This window comes from Stenotrophomonas sp. YJH_SMC_16 (assembly GCF_059367875.1).
In genome coordinates, this window is record NZ_JCAFRH010000005.1 from 363,375 (window position 1) to 384,255 (window position 20,881).

Consider the following 20,881-nt stretch of genomic DNA (forward strand, 5'->3'; position numbering starts at 1 on the left):
GACCTTGGTCGGCACACCGCCAAGCCCTCAATCCAGCTTCACCACCAGCTTGCCGAAGTTGTGCCCCTTCAGCAGCCCGAAGAACGCCTCCGGCGCATTCTCCAGCCCTTCCACCACATCCTCGCGGTACTGGATGCGGCCATCGCGCAGCCACTGCGGCATCTCGCGTTCGAAGTCCGGCCACAGGTGGTTGAAGTCGTGCACGATGAAACCGCGCACGGTCAGGCGCTGGCGCAGAATCTGGCTGAACAGTGCGGGCAACCGGTCCGGACCGGGCTGCTCGACGCCGCGCTCGTTGTAGGTGGCGATGGTGCCGCACACTGGAACGCGGGCGAAGTCGTTGAGCAGCGGCAGCACTGCATCCAGCACGTGCCCGCCCACGTTCTCGAAATACACGTCGATACCCGCAGGAACCGCTGCGCGCAGCTGCGCGGCGAAATCAGCGGCGCGATGATCCAGCGCCACGTCCACCCCCAACGTCTGCAGGTAAGCGCGCTTGGCTTCGCCACCGGCGATGGCGACCACGCGCGCGCCCTGCAGCTTGGCCAGCTGCGCCACGGTCGCACCCACCGGCCCGGTCGCGGCAGCCACCACCAACGTCTCGCCCGCCTTCAAACGGGCGATTTCATGCAGGCTGGAATAGGCGGTGAAGCCGGGCATGCCATATACCCCCAGCGCCGTACTCAGCGGCAGCCCGGCCGGATCCAGCCGGCGCCCCAGTGCCTTGGCCGGCAGCACCGCGTGGGTCTGCCAGCCACCCGGTGCCAGCACCAGCTCACCTGTGGCTACGCCCTCGGCGTTCGACTGCAACACCTCGGCCACGGTCTGCCCTTCCATCACCGCGCCCACCGCCACCGGCGCGGCGTACGACGGGCCCTCGTCCATGCGTCCCCGCATGTACGGGTCCAGCGACAGGTAGCGGTTGCGCAGCAGCACCTCGCCAGCGGCCAATGTCGGCAACGCAACTTGTTCCAGGCGGAAATTGGCTGCACTTGGCGCCCCCTGCGGACGCGACGCAAGCACGATGCGGGAGGTGGTCGAGGAATCGGACATGGCCAGGTCTCTGCTGTTGCCAGCATCAGGAAAGGAGTGCCGACACTACGCCGCAGCCATCCCCGATGGCGGCCACGAAAACAGCGTTCCATGGACCGGCGCGGCACGGGGCCGGCGCAGCCCTTGCCCTTGCAGCTTTGACGATCGCGGCGATCTGCTGATTTCCACCGCAGACGATGATCGACTGACCACGCCCCGCCCCACGACGGAGGATCAAGCACTTGCGAGCGCGCAGACGGCAATGTGAAGAAATCTTGGCAAAACGCTTGCCGAAGGCAGCCGACCTCCGTAATATACGCGTCCTTGGCAGCGACCTCGCTGCAACGAAACATGTGGCCGAGTAGCTCAGTTGGTAGAGCAGGGGATTGAAAATCCCCGTGTCGGCGGTTCGATTCCGTCTTCGGCCACCACTTTCGAAGGCCTGCAGAAATGCGGGTCTTTTTTTTCCGGAAACCGGGTTTGATGACGGTTGCCACACAATTTGGCCGAGTAGCTCAGTTGGTAGAGCAGGGGATTGAAAATCCCCGTGTCGGCGGTTCGATTCCGTCTTCGGCCACCATCTTCAGAGACCTGCAGAAATGCAGGTCTTTTTTTTGTCTGCGATCTGCGATCCCCCCCCCCCTGGCCTCGATACATGCCAGCCCACCGCCGTCCGGTTGACGAAACATTTACACCGCCGCGCGCCGCGGCACCTACGCTCCAGACTCCTGCCTGGAGCCTGTCGATGCATCTGCGCCCCGCCCTGCTCGCCTGCCTGCTGCTGGCCGCCCTGCCGGTGATCGCCGCCGAGCCGGTGCGCGCGGTCGACATGCTGGACATCGATCGCTATGCCGGCCAGTGGCACGAGATCGCGCATCTTCCGGTGTCGTTCCAGAAGCAGTGCGTCGGCGAGATCACCGCCAACTACGGGCTGCGCCGCGATGGCCGCATCAGTGTCACCAACGCCTGCCGCAACGGCGACGGAGAACGTGTGGTTGCCGAAGGCGTAGCACGCCCGGTCGCCGGCCATCCCGGCCAGTTGCAGGTGCGCTTCGTGCCGGACTGGCTGAGCTGGGTGCCGCTGGTCTGGGCCGACTACTGGGTCCTGGCACTGGATCCGGACTATCAGTGGGCGTTGGTCGGTGAACCGGACCGCAAGTACCTGTGGATTCTCTCGCGCCTGCCGGAAATGGATCGCGCCCGGTTCGAACAGCTGAAAGAAAAAGCCGAAGCCATGGGCTACGACCTCGGCCCACTGCGCCTGATGGCCCCGATTCGCGATACGCCCGCCGACTGAACCGCCCGGCATCCAGCGCACCACGCGTGCGCCATCCGGCGCTGCGCACGCCCGGCCGCCATCTTCACGCGCTACCCTCTGCGACGGGTCGCCACAGGCGATCCAAACGACCATACGCCGTAGTATGCTTATCCAACGCACCCCTCCAGAGGACCTGCGCCCATGCTCCACCGCTTCCGTATCGCCTTGATCGTCCTGTGCACCCTCGCCCTTGTTGCCTGCAACAACGGCATCGTCAAGCGTGTTTCGGAACCGGCGGCCAGCCTGCAGCAGCTGACCGTGCGCGCCGACGGCAACTGGACCGTGGCCCTGCGCCTGCAGAACTACAGCTCCATGCCCATGACCTTCGATGACGTCGCGCTGGCGCTGACCGTGGGCGACAGCGACGCCGGCACCCTGCAGGCCAAGCCGGGCATCTCCATCGGCGGCACCTCGGCCGATGTCATCAATGTCGACCTGGTGCCCAGCTCGGCCGCACGCCTGGTGGTGGCCGACGCATTGGCCAGCAACCGCACCCTGGCTTACGGCCTGAAGGGAACGGTGGCGGCCACGCCGCAGGAAAAGAAGCAACGCAGCTTCGACATCAGCAGCCGCAGCACCCTCAACCAGGCCCCGGGCCTGCCGGGCGTGCTGCGCTGACTCCCGCTTTCCGCCGCGGCGCCCGGCGCCGCTCCCCCTGTCCCTGATCAAATCGAGACGTACCGATGAGCAGCTACACCGCCCCGCTTTCCGACCTCCGTTTCGCCCTGCACGATGTGCTGAAGGTCGAACCGCTGTTCGCCCGCCTGGGCTTCACCGACGCCACCGCCGACGTGGTCGATGCCGTGCTGGAAGAAGCCGGCCGCTTCAGCGCCACCGTGCTGGCCCCGCTCAACAGCGTCGGCGACGAGATCGGCTGCGTGCTCGACCAGGCCACCGGTGAAGTGACCACCCCGCCCGGCTTCAAGCAGGCCTACGACCAGTTCGTCGATGGCGGCTGGACCGGCCTGACCGCCTCGCCGGAGCTGGGCGGCCAGGGCCTGCCGCACACCCTGGGCGTGCCGCTCAACGAAATGATCAACGCCGCCAACCTGGCGTGGGGCAACTTCCCGCTGCTCTCGCACGGCGCCATCGAAGCGCTGAAGCAGCACGGCGAAGCCTGGCAGCACGAAGCCTTCCTCAAGCCGCTGATCGAAGGCCGCTGGACCGGCACGATGTGCCTGACCGAGCCGCACTGCGGCACCGACCTGGGCCTGCTCAAGACCAAGGCCGAGCCGAATGCCGATGGCAGCTACGCGATCACCGGCACCAAGATCTTCATCACCGCCGGCGAGCACGACCTGACCGGCAACATCGTGCACCTGGTGCTGGCCAAGCTGCCTGACGCCCCTCCGGGCGCCAAGGGCATCTCGCTGTTCGTCACCCCCAAGTTCAAGGTTGACCGCGATGGCAACGTCGGCGAGCGCAATGCACTGCGCTGCGGCTCGATCGAGCACAAGATGGGCATCAAGGGTTCGGTCACCTGCGTGATGAACTTCGATGGTGCGCAGGGTTACCTGGTCGGCCAGCCGCACAAGGGCCTGCAGGCGATGTTCACCATGATGAACACCGCGCGTCTGGGTGTGGGCCTGCAGGGCATTGGCCTGTCCGAGCGCGCCTACCAGAACGCGCTGAAGTACAGCCGTGAGCGCCTGCAGTCGCGCGCCCTCAGCGGCGCCAAGTTCCCGGACAAGCCGGCCGACCCGATCCTGGTCCACCCGGATGTGCGTCGCATGCTGCTGACGGTGAAGTCGCTGGTCGAGGGCAGCCGCCTGCTGGCCCTGCACGCTGCCACCCTGATCGATGTCGCCCACCATGCCGAGGACGCCGCCGAGCGCGAGCGCGCCGACACCCTGGTGAGCTTCCTCACCCCGATCTCCAAGGCCTGCCAGACCGAGTGGGGTATCGAGAACACCTACAACGCCCTGCAGTGCTTCGGTGGCCACGGCTACATCCGCGAGCACGGCATGGAGCAGCTGGCGCGCGACGCCCGCATCACCACGCTCTATGAAGGCACCACCGGCATCCAGGCACTGGACCTGATCGGCCGCAAGACCGCGTCCAGCCAGGGCGCCGGCCTGAAGCTGATGCTGGCCGAGATCGAAGCCTTCGCCAAGGAACACGAGGGCAACGAAGCGCTGGCCGAGTTCATCGGCCCGCTGCGCGCAAAGGCCACCGAATGGGGCAAGCTGACCCTGGACGTGCTGCAGCGCGCGGCCGCCAACCCGGACGAACTGGGCGCGGCCAGCTACGACTACCTGTTCTATTCGGGGTACGTGGTACTGGCCTACTGGTGGGCCCGCAGCGTGGCCGCCGCCGACGCCAGCGCGCACGGCGCCGCCTTCGCCCAGGGCAAGCGCGAGACCGCACGGTTCTACTTCGCCCGCGTGCTGCCGCGCACCCTCAGCCATGCCGCCGCCATCCAGGCCGGCGCCGCCCCGCTGATGGCGATGGACGACGAGCGCTTCGGCGCCTGAGCCGGGCTGCCGCCCGGCACCCGCGGTAGTGCTGGCCGCTGGCCGGCAACCGCACTAGCAACAGCTGCATCCCGGTGGATGGCGGGGCGGTGTGGGTTGGCAGGACACGCCGTAAACCCATCCTTGGGGGCTCGATGGCGCCATCCATGGCGCCAACGGTCCTGCCAACCCACACCGCCCTGCCTCTGACAGTCCCCCGCGATCTGCCGTAGATCCACGCCACGCGTGGATGAAAACCACCGAAATCCCTCTGGAGAAGAGCCCCCCTTTGTTAAGGGGGGCGCACCGACAGGTGCGGGGGATAGGAGGAATGCGCGGACCTGAATCTTGCGATTTGGGTTTCGCCCACAGGGCGATACCCAAATCGCAATGATTCAGGTATAAGCTGTTCTCCCGATGGAGACAGACACTACACGCTTGGGTCTGATCGAAGCCGGAGCTCCGTTTTCTGCTCCGGGCGCCGAAGCATCGCCCAACGCCACGACGCTGCATCGCCCCGGTTCGGTCCGGCTGCTCTCGCTTGATGCCCACGGACGCGTACTGGACTGGATCACCTGGCAGGATGCGGCGTGCCTCTACGCCCGCGAAGCCGTCGCCTGGACACTCGGCGATCCCTGCCTGCACATCCACGGCGGCACAAACCGCTTCAGCGGCCTGCAGAGCGGGATGGACCTGCACCCGATCATCGCCGCCCGCGGCCACGCCCGCTCCCGCGCGATCGACCCGACGCCGAACCTGACCAACCCGGCCCTGTTCGCCCGCGACGCCCACCTGTGCATGTACTGCGGCCAGCAGTTCAACCGCCCCACGCTCACCCGCGACCACGTCATGCCACTGTCCAAGGGCGGCCTGGACTGCTGGGAAAACGTGGTCACCGCCTGCTTCCACTGCAACTCGCGCAAGAGCGACCGCACCCCGCAGCAGGCCGGAATGCCACTGCTGGCGGTGCCCTACCGGCCCAGCTGGATCGAGCATCTGATCCTGTCCAACCGCAACATCCTGGCCGACCAGATGGCCTTCCTGAAGGCGCAATTGCCGAAGCGCTCAAAACTGAGCACCTGAATCGCCGAAAATGCAACCCTCACCGTCCTGTCACGGGCGGCGGCGTTTGCTTGCCCCACCCCCGTTTGAGGGCGAAAATGGGCGTTCAGAACAAGTGCGAACATGATGATCGACTCTGCCCGCTATCCCCGCCTCGCGCGCATCCAGACACCGGATGACCTGCGCACGTTCGACGAATCCGAATTGAGGGCGGTCGCCGACGAACTGCGTGCCTACCTCATCGAGTCGGTGGGCAAGAGCGGCGGCCACTTCGCCGCCGGTCTGGGCGTGATCGAACTCACCGTGGCCCTGCACTACCTGTACCAGACCCCGCAGGACCAGCTGGTCTGGGACGTCGGTCACCAGACCTACCCACACAAGATCCTGACCGGTCGCCGCGACGAGATCCACACCGTCAAGCAGAAGGACGGCGTGGCACCGTTCCCGAAGCGTGAAGAGAGCGAGTACGACACCTTCGGCGTCGGCCATTCGTCGACCTCGATCTCGGCCGCGCTCGGCATGGCCATCGCTCGCCAGTCCGAAGGCGACAACCGCCAGGTCGTTGCGGTGATCGGTGACGGTGCGATGACCGCCGGCATGGCCTTCGAAGCGCTGATGCACGCCGGCGGCATGGAGCCGGAACCGAATCTGCTGGTGATCCTCAACGACAACAACATGTCGATCTCCGAGGCGGTCGGCGGCCTGACCAAGATGCTCGGCCGTGCTACCGGCAGCCGCACGCTCAATGCACTGCGCGAAGGCGGCAAGAAGATCCTCGGCGACAAGAAGAACAACCCGGCGCGCTTCGTGAAGCGCTGGGAAGAACACTGGAAGGGCATGTTCGTGCCGTCCACGATGTTCGAGGAAATGGGTTTCCACTACACCGGCCCGATCGACGGCCACGACATGCCCGCCCTGCTGTCCACGCTGAAGACGCTGCGCGCCTCCAAGGGCCCGAAGCTGCTGCACGTGATGACGACAAAGGGCAAGGGCTACGAGCCGGCCGAAGGCGATCAGATCGGCTACCACGCGGTGGGTCCGTTCGATCCGGACAAGGGCCTGGTGGCCAAGGCTGGCGCCAAGAAGCCCACCTATACCGACGTGTTCAGCGACTGGCTGTGCGATGCCGCCGCCGCCGAGCCGCGCCTGTACGGCATCACCCCGGCGATGCGCGAAGGCTCCGGCCTGGTGCGCTTCAGCAAGGAATACCCGCAGCGCTATTTCGACGTCGCGATCGCCGAACAGCACGCGGTCACGCTGGCCGCCGGCATGGCGACCCAGGGTGGCAAGCCGGTGGTGGCGATCTATTCGACCTTCCTGCAGCGCGCGTACGACCAATTGGTGCACGACGTGGCCATCCAGGACCTGGATGTACTGTTCGCGATCGACCGCGCCGGCGTGGTCGGCCCGGACGGTGCGACCCACGCCGGCAACCTCGACCTGAGCTTCCTGCGCTGCGTGCCGAACATGGTGGTGATGGCGCCATCCAATGAAGCCGAGTGCCGGCAGATGCTCAGCACCGGCCTGCAGCACCCGGGCCCGGCCGCCGTGCGCTATCCGCGCGGCACCGGCACCGGCGTGGCTGCCGGCACCGACCTGTCCACCCTGCCGATCGGCAAGGGCGAGTTGCGCCTGCAGGGCAGTCGTATCGCCCTGCTCGCCTTCGGCAGCACCGTGGCCGCCGCCGAACAGGTTGGCCGCGAACTGGGCCTGAGCGTGGTCAACATGCGCTTCATCAAGCCGCTGGACCGCGAGCTGGTGCTGGCTGTCGCCGCCCAGCACGAGGGGCTGGTGACGATCGAAGACAACGTGGTGGCCGGTGGCGCCGGCTCCGGCGTCGGTGAGCTGCTCAATGCCGAAGGCGTGCTGCGCCCGATCCTGCACCTGGGCCTGCCCGACAGCTACCAGCACCACGCCAGCCGCGAGGACCTGCTGGCCGAAGCCGGCATCGACGCCGCAGGCATCCGCGCGGCCGTACTCAAGCGCTGGCCGCAGCTGGCTGCCGGGACCCCGCCGCTCAGCGCGGCAGGCTGAGACCGGTCACCACCCAGTGGATCCACGCATGGCGTGGATCCACTGCGGAACAGGGGTCGATCCACGCCATGCGTGGGGACAGATCAGGGAGCCCCAGCCCTCAGCCGTAGCTGACCGCTTCCACGAACGCGCCGCTGGCCTCCACCCGCACCGCAGCGCGCTGCCCGGTGTCGACGAAGTGGAGGCGTGCAAGGGTTTCAGCGAAATCGTAGGCCCGGGCACCATCGCGGAACTCGATCGGTTCCGGCCGGTCCGGGTGCAGCACGCGCCATTGGCGTTGCTCGCATTGCAGGCGGATCAACATGCAGCTCACTCCTTGAGGCAGCGTATCGACGGTGGCGGGATGGGCGTGCCGGTTACGGCAGACTTCATCGCGGCGGATCAGGGGCACGCAGAGGTGCCCTGATCGCAGAAGATACGACGTTCAAAATGTGAGCTGTATCAGATTATTCTGATTTTCGAGGCGCGTGCTCAATTCACCTGGAACTGCGCCCGGCAACCGTCGCTGACCCAGATGCCACGGCGGTCCCAGCCCCAGGTCTGGCCCTCGATGCAGGCGCTGCGTGAATCCTGGCGGACCAGGCGCACACCACGACGGATGCGCGCATCGCAGTACTCCTGGCGATGACCGTTGGAATGGCAGGTGATCACCTCACCCCCACCCCAGCCATTGCCACCATTGCCCCAGCCATTGCCATGGCCACCACCCCAGCCACCGCCGCGGCGGTACTCGCCAACGAACTCGGCACGACAGCCCTGGGTAACCCAGACACCATAGCGCGATTGTCCCCAGGTCTCGCCTTCCACGCACGGCGAGCCCGACAACTGGCGGATCATCCGGGCACGGCCTTCCAGGCGGCATTCATTGCTGCGGTTCTTGATCGATTCGCAGCGTACGATGCCGCCGCCATCACGACCGCCGTAGCGATCGTCGTCATAACCGTAACCATAGCTCTGCGCCTGCGCGCCGCCCGCGGCCGCCAGCATTGGCAGCAGGGTGCAGGCCAGGGTGCGCCAGGTGAGTGCCTTGCCCATCGGGATCTCCGGATGAATACGATGGCGCAAGCATCGAGGATTCGTGGCGCGGCGCACAGGGGGCGCCCCACGGCGGTTTTTTCCCCATTCAAACAACTCAACCGTGGCTGACTGCGCCTCAGCCGGTGGTGTCAACTTCCGACGTGGAGTGCGTCCACCGAATTGCCGAGCGCCTCAACCCGTACCGTGCTGCGCTGGCCGGTACGGCGGTGGTGCTCCAGGGCCCGCGCCGCAGCGACATCGAAAGCCTCGGCGCCCCGTGCATAACGGGTGGCGTCATGCGCCTGCGGATCCAGTACGGACCAGTGCCGGGCGTTGCATTGAACGGTAATGACCATTGGAAGACTCCTGCGGAATGAAGGCATGCCGGCAGCGGAAGGCCCTGAGCGCCGGTACACCATCAGGCTAGCGAGCACCTCCGGGATGGCCTATCAGATTTGTACGAAAATGCCGCGCCGGACTGTCAGACCGCCCCGCCCTCACATCCCTGAGGCCGTTTAGTGAATCCCTTTCGTGACCCTTGTCACGGAGTTGACAGAGCTTCACACTACCGTCACCAACAGGGGCCCCTTCCACATGCGCACCTTCTTCTCGCAGCAGCGTTGGACGTTGCTGAAGTTCTACTTCGTGGCCAGCTATCTGGTGCTGATCGAGGAACTGATCCGCGCCGCCCTGCACTGAGCACTTGCTGCCGTTTTTCCTGCGGCCGACACTGTTGCTTTAGGCACGGAGCTCCGCCGATGAAATCCCTTCTTCTGATTCCCGCGCTACTGGTCCTGGTCGCCTGCGCCAGCCTGGACAAGGCACCCACGCACGCCCAAGCGACAGCCACGCCGGTGGTCGGCGGTGATCGCGATGCGCATGGCTGCATCGGTTCGGCCGGCTACCAGTGGTGCGAGCACAGCCAGCGTTGCGAACGCCCGTGGGAACTGGCGCAGGCACAGGGCCTGGCCAATACCGCCGAAGCCATCAACGCCTATTGCGCAAAGCCGGCCAGCCCGGCGCGCAAGTGAGTCGCGCCCACCATGGCTGAGCTGAGTCCGCTCCCCACCCTGGCCCCGGGCCGCTACCGCCACTTCAAGGGCGGCGAGTACGAAGTGCTGGACATCGTCCGCAGCAGCGAGACCCTGCAGCCGATGGTGCTGTACCGCGCGTTGTATGGCGAAGGCGGCCTATGGGTACGCCCGTACGCCATGTTCGTCGAGCAGGTGCCCGGCGAGCACGGACCGCAACCACGTTTCGCCCGCGTCGACGCATGACGGTTCCGCTGCCGGTCCAGGCCGGCAGCGCGCGGCAACACAGCGGGCCTGCGCTACAATCGTACCGTCCAGTCGGTTTCTTCCCACCATGTCTGCATCCCCCTCCCGTTCGCGCCGCAAGGCGCCCGACAGCGTGCGCCAGTCACTGCTGCAGGCCACCATTGAAGTGATCGGCCGTAACGGCCTGGCCGCGCTGACCGTGCAGGACGTCGCGCAGGCCGCTGGTGTCAGCAAGGGTGCGTTGTTCCATCATTTCAGCAGCAAGCAGGCACTGGTGGATGAAGCCGTCGGAGCGCTCATCGGCGAGTTCGAAGCGCGGGTACGCGCCCTGCTGCAGGAAAATCCCGAAGGCCATGGCCGTTTCAGCCGCGCCTATGTGCAGGCCAATTTCGAGCATCTGCTGCAGCAGGAGCAGGACAACGACATCGGCCTGACCCTCGGCAACCTGATGGAACCGGCCCTGCTCGCGCATTGGCGCACCTGGAAGCGTGCGATGCTGGCCGAATTCGCCGGCGAAGCCAACGATCCCCGGCTGTACGCGGCGCGCTGCGCTGCCGATGGCTACTGGGCCACGGCCTATGGGCGTCCGCTGGACGAGGAGGAACGTGCCAACGCATTGGCCATGGCCGAGCAGGCCCTGAAACTGTGCGACCCGCAGTGAGCTGGAGCGCGCAATGAATCCCTACCTCTACCTTGCTGCCGCCATCGTGCTGGAAGTGATTGCCACATCACTGCTGAAGGCGTCCGACGGCATGAGCCGGCTGGCGCCGACGCTGGGCGCGCTGGTCGGCTACGGGCTGTGCTTCTACCTGTTGTCGATGACCATGAAGTCGATCCCGACCGGCATCGCCTACGCGATCTGGTCCGGCGTCGGCATCGTGCTGATCTCGCTGATCGGGCTGGTAGTGTTCAAGCAGCGCCTGGATGCACCCGCGTTGATCGGCATCGGCCTGATTTGCGCCGGTGTAATGGTGATCAATCTGTTCTCGCGCAGCAGCGCACATTGAGCACGCTGCTGCGCGATCAACGCTAGCTGACCTTCTTCGCTACGGTCATGCCGAGCAGGAACAGCACCACGGCGATGATGATGCCGGCCCAGAACAGGAACTTGGCGATGCCGACCGCGGCACCGGCAATGCCACCGAAGCCGAGCACGCCCGCAATGACGCCGATGATGGCGAAGATGATGGCCCACTTGATCATGTCAAACCTTTCCCCGCAGGGACTGCGTACTGGATGATCAGGCTAGGCCGTGGCCGATGCGGCAGTCGTGAACAGGCCGCGTGCGCGGCGTGAATCAGCGCGGACGGAAGCGCAGCAGCGCGACGGCAAACGCCAGGAACACGCTGCCCACCAGCCGCTCGAACCAGCGTCGCGCAAACGGCTTGGCCAGCCAGCGGCGCAGGCCATGGCCACCGGCTGCATACATCACGTACCAGAACAGTTCGCAGGCGGCGAAGGTGGCCACCAGCACGCTGTACTGCAACGCCTGGCCGCGTGACGGATCGACGAACTGCGGCAGGAACGCCGCCGCGAACAGCAGCAGCTTGGGATTGCTCAGGCCCACCAGAAGGCCACCACGGAACACGGTCCAGGCACCAAGCGTCGGCGTCATCGGCAGTTCGGCATCCACCGTCACCGGTGGCGCGGGACGGCAGCTGTCACGCCATGCCTTCAGGCCCAGCCAGGCCAGATAGGCCACGCCCAGATAGCGCAGCACCTCGAACAGCATCGGCGAGGAATGCAGCAGCGCACTCAGGCCAGCAGCGGACGCGGCCAGCACCAGCAGCATCGCCAGCAGGCAGCCGGCCATCGCCGGCACACTGCCGCGGAAGCCGAGTCCGACGCTGCGGCCGAGGATATGCAGCATGTTCGGCCCCGGCGTGCCACACAGAACAAACACCGTGGCCAGGAACCACCACCAGGTATGCAGGGCCATAGCGCACATCCACTTCAGAAGACCGTACCAGCATAGAGTGCGTCTGCAACGCGCGGCACATACAGCACAGCGTGGATGTGGTGGTTACAGAGGCAGGCTCAGGCCGCGTGCGCGTCGCGCCGTACCAGTACCTGGTCGATCAGGCCCCATTCGCATGCCTGCTCGGCACTCATGAAATGATCGCGGTCCAGGGTCTGCTCGACCTCCTCGACACTGCGTCCGCAATGCTGCGCATACAGCCGGGTGATGCGCTGCTTGGTGCGCTGCATTTCCTCGGCGTGGATGAAGATGTCCGAAGCCTGGCCCTGCACCCCGCCCAGCGGCTGGTGCACGTGCAGGCTGGCATTGGCCAACGCCGCGCGGTGACCGGGCTCGCCGGCCATCAGCAGGAACGACCCCATCGACCGCGCGGTGCCCATGCACAGCGTATGCACCGGGGCCGAGATGTATTGCATGGTGTCGTACATCGCCAAGCCGCTGGAAATGACTCCGCCTGGCGAGTTGATGTACAGATGGATCGGCTTCTCCGGGTTTTCCGATTCCAGGAACAACAACTGCGCGCAGACCAGCGCCGACACGGCGTCATCGACTTCGCCGTTGAGAAAGATGATGCGCTCGCGCAGGAGCCGCGAGTAGATGTCATAGGAGCGCTCGCCCCGCTCGCTGCGCTCCACCACCATCGGTACCAGCTGCATTCTGTCCGGCATGTGCCTGCTCCTTGTCCGGTGGGATTGAGGCGCCACCTCAGGCCGCGCGCATCATGGTGCGATGATCGTCGTTGGCGGCCAACGGCAGCGGCGCGCGCAGGTCGGTGAGCCGATGCACGATGGTCAGCACCGTCCCCCCACTGTCATCCGCGCGCAGCTGGAAACACACCAGGCTGTGCAGATGTGGGGGCTGCGCATCGCGCACGTGGAACCCCAGCTCCCGTCCTTCCTCGCACAGGCAGGGCTGCGGGTCGGCAAGATCGGCTGCAGGCAACCAGCGCTCACGCAGCGCTGGATCGCACAGTGCGCGCCAGACCCGTCCCGGTGGCGCTGGCAGCCGTTGCTCCATCACCAAGGCGGGAGCCGCTTCGTTCAGAACGTCGTCCATCAGTCCATCTCCTCCAGCAGGTTCTGCAGTGCGGACATCCGCGCCGGCCAGTAGGCCCGGTAGCGCTGCAACCAGCGGCCGATGTGGGCCAGCCCGCGCGGATCGACCTCGTAGTGGACGAAGCGGCCTTGGCGCTGCTCATGCACCAGTCCGGCATCGCGCAGCACTGCCAGGTGCTGGGACATCGCAGACTGGCTGATCGCCATGCCCTCGCGCAGCGCGCTGGCATGCTGCCCGCCCTCGGCCAGCTTTTCGAAGATATGGCGGCGGGTGGGGTCGGCCAGCGCCTTGAACAGGGCGTTCTCGATCATGATCAATACATTAGTATCCACTAATGTTTAATGCAACCCTCCGATCTGCTGTGCTGCAATGACAGCCTCTTCCCTGGAGCAATGCATGAAGACCCTTGGCCTGATCGGCGGCATGAGCTGGGAAAGCTCGGCCCAGTACTACCGGCTCATCAACGAGGACGTGCGGCAGCGCCTCGGTGGCGCGCACTCCGCGCAACTGCTGCTGTGGTCGGTGGACTTCGCGCCGATCAAGCAGCTGCAGCACGACGGCGACTGGGACGCACTGGGCGACCACATGGTCGACGCCGCACGACGCCTGCAGGCCGGTGGTGCCGATCTGCTGCTGGTCTGCACCAACACCATGCACACGCTGGCCGACCGCATCGAGGCGGCCTGCCCACTGCCGCTGCTGCATATCGTCGATCCCACCGCCCAGGCCATCGTGCAGGCAGGCGCACGCAAGGTGGGCCTGCTCGGCACCGCCTTCACCATGGAGCAGGACTTCTACCGCGGCCGGCTGCAGGATCGCTTCGCTCTGGAAGTGCTGGTGCCCGATGCCGATGACCGGCGCAGCGTGCACGACATCATCTACCAGGAGCTGATTGCCGGCGTGGTCAGCGAGCACTCACGGCAGGTCTATGCCGGCGTGATCGCGCGACTGGTGGCGCGCGGTGCCGAAGCGATCATTCTTGGCTGCACCGAGATCATGCTGCTGGTACGCCCGGAGGACAGTGCAGTGCCGTTGTTCGATACCACTGCCCTGCATGCGCGGGCTGCGGTGGACGCAGCACTGGCCTGATCCTGCCTTCGGTGCAGCGCGGAATCAGTCCGCGCCCTGCACTTCCAGCGCGGTGATCAGCCACTCGACCACCGCCTGGGAATCGCACAGGAAGAAGATGGCATCGCCGGAGCGCGCTTCGGTAAGCAGGCGATAGACCGTGATCGCCACCGCCGACTGGTTGGCGATGAACACTTCCGGGCTGCGCGGCCCTTCGCTGTGGCCGGCAACCGCGTGCAGCGCCTTGCGTGCGGCCACGGTCGCAGCCGGGTCCGCGCTGCGGGTCAGTTCCGGCCCGCGCAGGCCCCAGGCAATGAACACATGCTTGCCCTTGAACGTGGTGTCCAGGACCCGCACCTCGGCGCCGCCTGCGTCGGCCGAGCGATGAATGACGGTACTGCTGATCAACGCAACCCCCTGTGGTCGTCGTGGTCCGCGCATCCTCCCCCACAGGCCGCCCGCACACCAGTGACGGCAGCCACAGGCTGCGCCGACAGGCGTGGAAGACATGTAAGAAGGTGTAAACCGATGCGATCGGATGTGCAGCGATGATACGGGATGTAAGCCTCTGCATGGGCCCGTGCGCACTACTAAATCCTTACTGAGCCACTTCCGGAACGATGCGTTCCGACGGCCCCGTGCTGGGTCATTCTTGCCGCCCGAATCCACGCTCGAGGCTCCCTATGACCCTTCGCCCGCTGCTGCCGATCACCGGCGCCGCCCTTGTCCTGCTGCTGGCCGCCACCGCCGTGGCCGCCCAGGACTACGACACTGATCACATTCCAGCGCTGCGCTGCGAATCCCAGTTCAACAAGACCGAGCAATGCCCCATCGAGGGCCCGATGCGCCTGGCCAGGCAACTGTCGGTCACCCGCTGCGTGGAGAACCAGAACTGGGGCCAGAGCCGCCGCACGTTATGGGTGACCGACGGCTGCCGCGCCGAGTTCGTCGCCGATGGATACGGGCGCTGGCCGGGACGTGGCCGCGGCCGTGACCGCGACAACGAGGGTGAACGCCTGGTCTGCGAGTCCTACGAGAACAAGGACAAGGAGTGCCGGATTCGCGTTCGTCACGAGGTACGGCTGGTCAAGCAGAAATCGGTGACGACCTGCATCGAGGACCGCAACTGGGGCTGGGACCGTCGCGGCGTATGGGTCAGCGACGGCTGCCGTGCCGAGTTCCGGGTGTATTGACTGCCTGCCACGCGCTGGCTGCAACGAGTAGACGTGCGTGCAAGGCGGAGTCGATAGACTATGGCCTGCATGGCAGGGAGCACGACATGGAACGATGGTATCTGGCGACGCTGCTGGCGTTGATCCTGCATCAGATCGACGCTGCGTTCTGGCAGGAATGGACCATGTTCCATGTGCCCGGCGGCATCCAGGGCTTCCTGCTGTTCAACCTGTTCGCAGTCGGCGCCGTGCTTGGGGGTTATCGCCATGCCCTGTTGGGTACATCCACGGCGCGCGGCTATGCACTGGTTTGTGGCGCGCTCGGCATTGGCACGGCGCTGATCCACCTGGCGTTTGCCGTGCTCGGTCGCAATGAATTCCACCTGCCGCTGTCGATCATCGTCCTGCTCGCCTGTTTTGTATCGGGTGGCGGTCTGTTGCTGCAGCTCCGCCCGCGATGAGCCGGACGTCCCGTTCTCCGCGCCTGCGTAACGGCAGCCCCCAGGACGCGGATGCCTTGATCGCGCTCGACAGCGTGGCAGCCATTGATCCAGAGCGGATCATGCAGATTGGCAACTGGCTGGCACACGGCGGCCTGTATGTCGCCGAGCAGGACGGCAGGGTCGTCGGCTACCTGGTCATGCATCACCACTTCTTCGGCGAGGCCTTCGTCGAGATGCTGATGGTGGCGCGCGAACGCCGCGGCCACGGCATTGGTACCGCACTGCTGCGACACGCGATCGCACGGCGCGGTCGCGGCAAGCTGTTCACCTCGACCAATGCCTCCAACATCGGCATGCAGCGCCTGCTCGTTGCGTCGGGCTTCATCGACAGCGGCATCGTGCACGGATTGGATGACGGCGACCCGGAGCTGATCTACCGCTTCGCTGAAGACTGATCATCGGCATCAGCAGCGCGCACAAAAAAGCCCACGCATTGCTGCGCAGGCTTCTTGATTCATCACAGTGGTCGGGACGGCCGGATTCGAACCGACGACCCTCTGCCCCCCAGGCAGATGCGCTACCAGGCTGCGCTACGCCCCGACTGATGCTGCGATGTGCCCGCCAGTGCGGCGGGCCGTGAAGTATAGCGGATTACGATGGAAATGGGATCAGCGGCGCAACAACTGCAGCACTTCTTCCAGCTCCATGCGTACCTGCTTGATAATCTGGTTGCTCAGCGCCGATTCCTCGCGGGCATCGGGGCCGTCCAGACGCAGGCGTGCACCACCGATGGTGTAGCCCTGTTCGTACAGCAGGCTGCGGATCTGCCGCACCATCAGCACGTCATGGCGCTGGTAGTAGCGGCGGTTGCCTCGGCGCTTGGCCGGCTCAAGGCTGGGAAACTCGGTTTCCCAGTAGCGAAGGACGTGCGGCTTGACGTCGCACAGCTCGCTGACTTCACCGATGGTGAAGTAGCGCTTGGCCGGGATCGGCGGTAGTTCGCGGTTACTGCCCGGATCCAGCATAAGCTTCCACCCTCTCCTTGAGCTTCTGGCCCGGACGGAAGGTGACCACCGTACGGGCGGAAATCGGAATTTCCTCGCCGGTCTTGGGGTTGCGACCCGGGCGCTGGTTCTTGCGCCGCAGATCGAAATTACCGAAGCCCGACAGCTTCACCTGACGTCCCTGTTCCAATGCTTCACGCAGCACATCGAAAAACGCGTCGACGAATTCCTTGGCTTCCCGCTTGTTCAGACCGACTTCGTCGAACAGCTTTTCCGCCATCTCCGCCTTGGTCAATGCCATTGCCTGCTACCCCCGAGTGCTGCCCGCTCAGCCGCGGATCCGGGCGTGGTGTTCACGCTCGATGGCAGTGACCGCCTCGGCCACCACCGCATCCACGTCGCGGTCCGTCAGAGTGCGCGACTTGTCCTGCAAAATCAAGCCCATAGCGAGACTCTTGAATCCCGGCTCGACGCCCTGGCCGACATAGCGGTCGAACAGGTTCAGGTCGCGCAGCAGCGGGCCGGCGGCCTGGCGGACGGTCGCCGCCAGATCGGCCCAGGCCACCTGTTCAGGCACCAGGAACGCCAGGTCGCGGCGCACGGCCGGGAAGCGCGACAGCTCGCCCGCACGCGGCAGGCGGCGGGCGGTCAGCGGTTCCAGATCCAGTTCGAAGGCGTAGACGTCGGATTCGATGTCCATCGCCTTGACCAGGCGCGGATGGACCTGACCGATCCAGCCGATCGCCACGCCATCGCGGAACACCTCGGCCGAGCGCGCCGGGTGGCCGTAAGGACGGGCCGACGGGCGGAACTCCAGCTGCGCGCCACTGGCAGCGGCCAGCGATTCCAGGTCGCCCTTCAGATCGTGGAAGTCGACCTTGCGGGTCGGCAGGCCCCACTGCACCGCCTGCGCATCACCGCAGACCGCGGCGGCCACGCGCGGGGTTTCCAGCGGCGCCGGCTGGCCATCTCCGGCCTGCTGGGTGAACACCCGGCCGAGCTCGAACAGGCGCACGCGACCCAACTGGCGCGCGGCATTGCGGCCCAGCGTGGCGACCAGGCCCGGCAGCAGCGACGGGCGCATCACCGCCAGTTCGGCCGACAGTGGGTTGGCCAGCGGTACCAGGCCATCGCGCAGCTGCCACTGGGTCAGCAGCGCGTCGTCGACGAAGGCAAAGTTGACGGTTTCCTGCTGGTCGCGGGCGATCAGCTGGCGACGAACGCTCAGCGCGTCCAGCTGGGTCTCGCTCGGCATCGCCACGCGCGAGGCACCGCCCGGCAGCGTGGTCGGGATCTGCTCGTAACCGTGGATGCGGGCCAGTTCTTCGATCAGGTCTTCTTCGATGGCGATGTCGAAGCGACGGCTCGGCGCGGCGACCTGCCAGCCCTCGGCCGTCGCAGCCACGTCCATGCCCAGCGCGCGCAGGATGCGCTCGACTTCGGCGTCGTCGATGGTGATGCCCAGCACGCGGCTGATGCGAGCACGGCGCAGTACGATCGTCGCCGGCTGCGGCAGGTCATCGGCACGCACGGCCTCGGTGACCGGCGCCGGGGTACCGCCGGCGAGGTCCAGCACCAGGCGGGTGGCGTATTCGATGGCGGTGCGCGGCAATGCCGGGTCGACGCCACGCTCGAAGCGGTGGCCGGCATCGGTGTGCAGGCCGAGCTTGCGGCCACGGCCCATGATCGCGGCCGGCGCGAAGTGCGCAGCTTCCAGGAACACGGCGGTGGTCGCGTCGGTGACGCGGGTATCGAAGCCGCCCATCAGGCCGGCCAGACCGACCGCACGGTCAGCATCGGCAACCACCAGGAAGCTGTCGTCCAGTGCGGCATCGCGGCCGTCCAGCAGCTTCAGGCTCTCGCCCGCGCGCGAACGGCGCACGGCAATGCTGCCCTGCAGGGTACCGAGGTCGTAGGCATGCATCGGCTGGCCCAGCTCCAGCATCACGTACTGGGTGATGTCGACCAGCAGCGAGACCGGACGCACACCGCTGCGGCGCAGGCGCTCAGCCATCCACAGCGGGGTCTTGGCAGCGGCGTTGACGCCTTCGATGACGCGGCCCAGGTAACGCGGTGCTTCGGCGCCGGCGTCGAGCTGGATCGACAGTTCGCGGCTGCCGACCGGCGCAATGGCGTCGGCCGCGAAGTCCAGCACTTCACTGCGGGTGGCGGCGGCGACGTCGTAGGCGATGCCGCGCAGGCTGAAGCAGTCGGCACGGTTCGGGGTCAGCTTGATCTCGATGCTGGCGTCCGGCAGCCCCAGATACTCGACCAGGGACTGGCCGACCGGTGCGTCGTTCGGCAGTTCCAGCAGGCCGGAGGCATCGTTGTCCAGGCCCAGCTCCTTGGCCGAGCACAGCATGCCGTTCGACTCGACGCCGCGCAGCTTGGCCGGCTTGATCTTCAGCTCGCCGATCTGCGCGCCGACCATCGCCAGCGGCGCGACCAGGCCCGGGCGCGCGTTCGGCGCGCCGCACACGATCTGCAGCAGCTCGCCCTGCCCGGCATCGACCTTGCACACCTGCAGGCGATCGGCTTCGGGATGGCGCACCGCTTCGACGATGCGCGCCACGACCACGTGCTCGAGGCCTTCGCCAAGCGCGGTCACCTCTTCCACTTCCAGGCCGATAGCGGTCAGCACCGCGCTGAGCTCATCGCGCGAGGCGGAGGTCGGGACGTGGCTGCGCAGCCAGTTTTCGGAGAATTTCATGGTGTCACCCTGGTGGGAGGCGTGCCTCCCGTTGCGGTTTTTGTGGTCGCCCAGCGCATGCGCAAGGAGGCGTCCATCCAGAAAAGCAGCCGAGCATGGCTCGGCTCTACACGGTTGCGGCTTACGCGAACTGCTTCAGGAACCGCACGTCGTTCTCGAAGAACGCGCGCAGGTCGTTGACGCCGTAGCGCAGCATCGCGAAACGCTCCACGCCCATGCCGAAGGCAAAGCCGGTGTAGCGCTCCGGATCGATGCCGACATTGCGCAGCACGTTCGGATGGACCATGCCGCAGCCGAGCACTTCCAGCCAGCGGGTGCTGCCATCGGGCTGCTGCCAGGCGATGTCCACTTCCGCACCCGGCTCAACGAACGGGAAGTAGCTGGGACGGAAACGCATCTCGAAGTCGCGCTCGAAGAACGCGCGCACGAACTCGGCCAGCGTGCCCTTCAGGTCGGCGAAGGTCGAATGCTCGTCCACCAGCAGGCCTTCGACCTGGTGGAACATCGGCGAGTGGGTCTGGTCGCTGTCGCTGCGGTACACCTTGCCGGCGGCGATCATGCGCAGCGGCGGCGCGTGGTCGCCCATGTAGCGCACCTGCACACCGGAGGTATGCGTGCGCAGCAGGCGTCCGTCGCCGAAGTAGAAGGTGTCGTGCATGGCGCGCGCCGGGTGGTGCGGCGGGAAGTTCAGCGCCTCGAAGTTGTGCCAGTCGTCCTCGATCTCCGGCCCTTCCGACAGCTCGTAGCCCAGCCGGCCGAAGATGCCGGTGATGCGCTCCAGGGTGCGGGTGATCGGGTGCAGGCCGGCGCGGTCGCCGTTGCGACCCGGCAGGGTGATGTCGATGGCTTCGGCGGCCAGGCGCGCATCCAGTGCCGCGTCTTCCAGCAGTGCCTTGCGCTCACCCAGCGCGCGGGTCAGCGCATCGCGGGCCTGGTTGATCGCTTCACCGGCGGCCTTGCGCTCGTCGGCCGGCAGCGCGCCGAGCTGCTTGAGCTGCGAAGTGATGCTGCCACTCTTGCCAAGCAGGGCCACGCGCAACTGTTCCAGCACGTCGGGGCTCTGTGCGGCGGCCACATCGGCCAGCGCCTGGGTGGTGAGGGATTGGATGTCGCTCATGGGGGGCCGGAACTCCAGTCGATCTGCCATCGCGATGCGCGAAGGGCCGACCCCTGTCGCCACCGCCGTCCCCGCGCTGCCATCGTGGCCTCGCCGGGACCCAAAAAAGAATGGGGAAGGACTTGCGCCCTTCCCCATGC

27 protein-coding genes and 3 tRNA genes are annotated in these 20,881 nt (G+C 66.3%); 15 read left to right on the top strand and 15 right to left on the bottom strand.

The features are described 5' to 3' along the window. Window positions 1–27: 27 nt before the first annotated feature. Entirely contained in the window at window positions 28–1,053 is a 1,026-nt protein-coding gene (curA, locus tag AC5P6E_RS13750) for an NADPH-dependent curcumin/dihydrocurcumin reductase (RefSeq protein ID WP_010486522.1), read from the bottom strand. A gap of 334 nt (window positions 1,054–1,387) precedes the next feature. Here curA and AC5P6E_RS13755 point away from each other — a divergent pair. The 7 genes from AC5P6E_RS13755 to dxs all read left to right on the top strand — a co-directional run bounded on the left by AC5P6E_RS13755 (window position 1,388) and on the right by dxs (window position 7,899). After that, window positions 1,388–1,463, top strand: a tRNA-Phe gene (locus AC5P6E_RS13755). A 73-nt stretch (window positions 1,464–1,536) separates the two neighbouring features. Continuing rightward, a tRNA-Phe gene (locus AC5P6E_RS13760) sits at window positions 1,537–1,612 on the top strand. A gap of 165 nt (window positions 1,613–1,777) precedes the next feature. Next, entirely contained in the window at window positions 1,778–2,329 is a 552-nt protein-coding gene (locus AC5P6E_RS13765; protein WP_010486517.1) for a lipocalin family protein, read from the top strand. Between the two features lie 162 nt (window positions 2,330–2,491). Beyond that, the gene (locus AC5P6E_RS13770) at window positions 2,492–2,968 is read left to right on the top strand and encodes an LEA/WHy family protein (protein WP_010486516.1); all 477 of its coding nucleotides are present in this window, start codon (window positions 2,492–2,494) and stop codon (window positions 2,966–2,968) included. Between the two features lie 65 nt (window positions 2,969–3,033). After that, window positions 3,034–4,824 carry an acyl-CoA dehydrogenase C-terminal domain-containing protein gene (locus AC5P6E_RS13775; RefSeq protein WP_010486514.1) on the top strand — a complete coding sequence of 597 codons (1,791 nt, stop codon included), beginning with the start codon at window positions 3,034–3,036 and terminating at the stop codon, window positions 4,822–4,824. 396 nt (window positions 4,825–5,220) lie between these two features. After that, entirely contained in the window at window positions 5,221–5,886 is a 666-nt protein-coding gene (locus AC5P6E_RS13780; RefSeq protein ID WP_019336875.1) for an HNH endonuclease, read from the top strand. 105 nt (window positions 5,887–5,991) lie between these two features. Further along, complete coding sequence (gene dxs / locus AC5P6E_RS13785) at window positions 5,992–7,899, top strand: 1-deoxy-D-xylulose-5-phosphate synthase (protein WP_010486509.1); 1,908 nt, start codon at window positions 5,992–5,994, stop codon at window positions 7,897–7,899. A 100-nt stretch (window positions 7,900–7,999) separates the two neighbouring features. Here the strand turns inward: dxs and AC5P6E_RS13790 are convergent, their stop codons facing one another. The 3 genes from AC5P6E_RS13790 to AC5P6E_RS13800 all read right to left on the bottom strand — a co-directional run bounded on the left by AC5P6E_RS13790 (window position 8,000) and on the right by AC5P6E_RS13800 (window position 9,272). After that, entirely contained in the window at window positions 8,000–8,203 is a 204-nt protein-coding gene (locus tag AC5P6E_RS13790; RefSeq protein WP_005417823.1) for a hypothetical protein, read from the bottom strand. Window positions 8,204–8,370: 167 nt separating this feature from the next. Beyond that, window positions 8,371–8,934, bottom strand: a complete 564-nt coding sequence (locus tag AC5P6E_RS13795; protein WP_010486507.1) for a DUF3011 domain-containing protein — start codon at window positions 8,932–8,934, stop codon at window positions 8,371–8,373. Window positions 8,935–9,065: 131 nt separating this feature from the next. Further along, window positions 9,066–9,272, bottom strand: coding sequence for a hypothetical protein (locus tag AC5P6E_RS13800; RefSeq protein WP_010486505.1), 207 nt, complete (start codon window positions 9,270–9,272; stop codon window positions 9,066–9,068). 402 nt (window positions 9,273–9,674) lie between these two features. On the opposite strand from AC5P6E_RS13800, the gene AC5P6E_RS13805 reads away from it, so the two are divergent. The 4 genes from AC5P6E_RS13805 to AC5P6E_RS13820 all read left to right on the top strand — a co-directional run bounded on the left by AC5P6E_RS13805 (window position 9,675) and on the right by AC5P6E_RS13820 (window position 11,200). After that, complete coding sequence (locus AC5P6E_RS13805; protein WP_010486501.1) at window positions 9,675–9,947, top strand: hypothetical protein; 273 nt, start codon at window positions 9,675–9,677, stop codon at window positions 9,945–9,947. Window positions 9,948–9,959: 12 nt separating this feature from the next. Beyond that, a complete protein-coding gene (locus AC5P6E_RS13810; RefSeq protein WP_005410421.1) occupies window positions 9,960–10,193 on the top strand; it encodes a DUF1653 domain-containing protein in 234 nt (77 codons plus the stop codon). 88 nt (window positions 10,194–10,281) lie between these two features. Beyond that, window positions 10,282–10,854 carry a TetR/AcrR family transcriptional regulator gene (locus AC5P6E_RS13815; RefSeq protein WP_019336880.1) on the top strand — a complete coding sequence of 191 codons (573 nt, stop codon included), beginning with the start codon at window positions 10,282–10,284 and terminating at the stop codon, window positions 10,852–10,854. A gap of 13 nt (window positions 10,855–10,867) precedes the next feature. Next, window positions 10,868–11,200 (top strand): SMR family transporter, encoded by a 333-nt coding sequence (locus AC5P6E_RS13820; protein WP_100446302.1) that lies wholly within the window; start codon window positions 10,868–10,870, stop codon window positions 11,198–11,200. 22 nt (window positions 11,201–11,222) lie between these two features. Here the strand turns inward: AC5P6E_RS13820 and AC5P6E_RS13825 are convergent, their stop codons facing one another. The 5 genes from AC5P6E_RS13825 to AC5P6E_RS13845 form a co-directional block, all read right to left on the bottom strand. Then, window positions 11,223–11,396: a DUF1328 domain-containing protein gene (locus tag AC5P6E_RS13825; protein ID WP_006380555.1), complete on the bottom strand. Its 174-nt coding sequence runs from the start codon at window positions 11,394–11,396 to the stop codon at window positions 11,223–11,225. A gap of 94 nt (window positions 11,397–11,490) precedes the next feature. After that, entirely contained in the window at window positions 11,491–12,132 is a 642-nt protein-coding gene (locus AC5P6E_RS13830; protein WP_227200253.1) for a LysE family translocator, read from the bottom strand. A 98-nt stretch (window positions 12,133–12,230) separates the two neighbouring features. Further along, entirely contained in the window at window positions 12,231–12,839 is a 609-nt protein-coding gene (locus AC5P6E_RS13835) for an ATP-dependent Clp protease proteolytic subunit (protein ID WP_329834917.1), read from the bottom strand. A gap of 37 nt (window positions 12,840–12,876) precedes the next feature. After that, on the bottom strand, window positions 12,877–13,227 hold the full coding sequence (locus AC5P6E_RS13840) for an SRPBCC family protein (RefSeq protein WP_010486487.1): 351 nt from the start codon (window positions 13,225–13,227) through the stop codon (window positions 12,877–12,879). Beyond that, on the bottom strand, window positions 13,227–13,538 hold the full coding sequence (locus AC5P6E_RS13845) for an ArsR/SmtB family transcription factor (RefSeq protein ID WP_010486485.1): 312 nt from the start codon (window positions 13,536–13,538) through the stop codon (window positions 13,227–13,229). The genes AC5P6E_RS13840 and AC5P6E_RS13845 overlap by 1 nt, the downstream gene beginning before the upstream one ends. Before the next feature lie 85 nt (window positions 13,539–13,623). Here AC5P6E_RS13845 and AC5P6E_RS13850 point away from each other — a divergent pair, with 85 nt between their 5' ends. Continuing rightward, window positions 13,624–14,316, top strand: coding sequence for an aspartate/glutamate racemase family protein (locus AC5P6E_RS13850; protein WP_191849712.1), 693 nt, complete (start codon window positions 13,624–13,626; stop codon window positions 14,314–14,316). Between the two features lie 24 nt (window positions 14,317–14,340). Here AC5P6E_RS13850 and AC5P6E_RS13855 read toward each other — a convergent pair whose 3' ends face one another. After that, on the bottom strand, window positions 14,341–14,736 hold the full coding sequence (locus AC5P6E_RS13855) for a hypothetical protein (RefSeq protein WP_012511691.1): 396 nt from the start codon (window positions 14,734–14,736) through the stop codon (window positions 14,341–14,343). Between the two features lie 242 nt (window positions 14,737–14,978). Between AC5P6E_RS13855 and AC5P6E_RS13860 the strand changes: the two genes are divergently transcribed. The 3 genes from AC5P6E_RS13860 to AC5P6E_RS13870 are packed head-to-tail and all read left to right on the top strand — an operon-like array spanning window position 14,979 to window position 16,365. Further along, the gene (locus tag AC5P6E_RS13860) at window positions 14,979–15,488 is read left to right on the top strand and encodes a DUF3011 domain-containing protein (RefSeq protein ID WP_010486479.1); all 510 of its coding nucleotides are present in this window, start codon (window positions 14,979–14,981) and stop codon (window positions 15,486–15,488) included. After that, on the top strand, window positions 15,485–15,928 hold the full coding sequence (locus AC5P6E_RS13865) for a DUF6713 family protein (RefSeq protein ID WP_495231052.1): 444 nt from the start codon (window positions 15,485–15,487) through the stop codon (window positions 15,926–15,928). Before AC5P6E_RS13860 ends, AC5P6E_RS13865 begins: the two co-directional genes overlap by 4 nt. Further along, on the top strand, window positions 15,925–16,365 hold the full coding sequence (locus tag AC5P6E_RS13870; protein WP_049455701.1) for a GNAT family N-acetyltransferase: 441 nt from the start codon (window positions 15,925–15,927) through the stop codon (window positions 16,363–16,365). The genes AC5P6E_RS13865 and AC5P6E_RS13870 overlap by 4 nt, the downstream gene beginning before the upstream one ends. A gap of 68 nt (window positions 16,366–16,433) precedes the next feature. Here the strand turns inward: AC5P6E_RS13870 and AC5P6E_RS13875 are convergent. The 5 genes from AC5P6E_RS13875 to AC5P6E_RS13895 all read right to left on the bottom strand — a co-directional run bounded on the left by AC5P6E_RS13875 (window position 16,434) and on the right by AC5P6E_RS13895 (window position 20,741). After that, window positions 16,434–16,510 (bottom strand) — tRNA-Pro (locus AC5P6E_RS13875). Between the two features lie 68 nt (window positions 16,511–16,578). Then, entirely contained in the window at window positions 16,579–16,935 is a 357-nt protein-coding gene (locus AC5P6E_RS13880) for a MerR family transcriptional regulator (RefSeq protein ID WP_005410431.1), read from the bottom strand. Further along, window positions 16,916–17,215 carry an integration host factor subunit alpha gene (locus tag AC5P6E_RS13885; protein ID WP_005410432.1) on the bottom strand — a complete coding sequence of 100 codons (300 nt, stop codon included), beginning with the start codon at window positions 17,213–17,215 and terminating at the stop codon, window positions 16,916–16,918. The genes AC5P6E_RS13880 and AC5P6E_RS13885 overlap by 20 nt, the downstream gene beginning before the upstream one ends. Window positions 17,216–17,242: 27 nt before the next feature. Continuing rightward, on the bottom strand, window positions 17,243–19,624 hold the full coding sequence (pheT, locus tag AC5P6E_RS13890; RefSeq protein WP_392422021.1) for a phenylalanine--tRNA ligase subunit beta: 2,382 nt from the start codon (window positions 19,622–19,624) through the stop codon (window positions 17,243–17,245). A gap of 121 nt (window positions 19,625–19,745) precedes the next feature. Then, window positions 19,746–20,741 carry a phenylalanine--tRNA ligase subunit alpha gene (locus tag AC5P6E_RS13895; RefSeq protein WP_005417865.1) on the bottom strand — a complete coding sequence of 332 codons (996 nt, stop codon included), beginning with the start codon at window positions 20,739–20,741 and terminating at the stop codon, window positions 19,746–19,748. Between the last annotated feature and the right edge of the window lie 140 nt (window positions 20,742–20,881).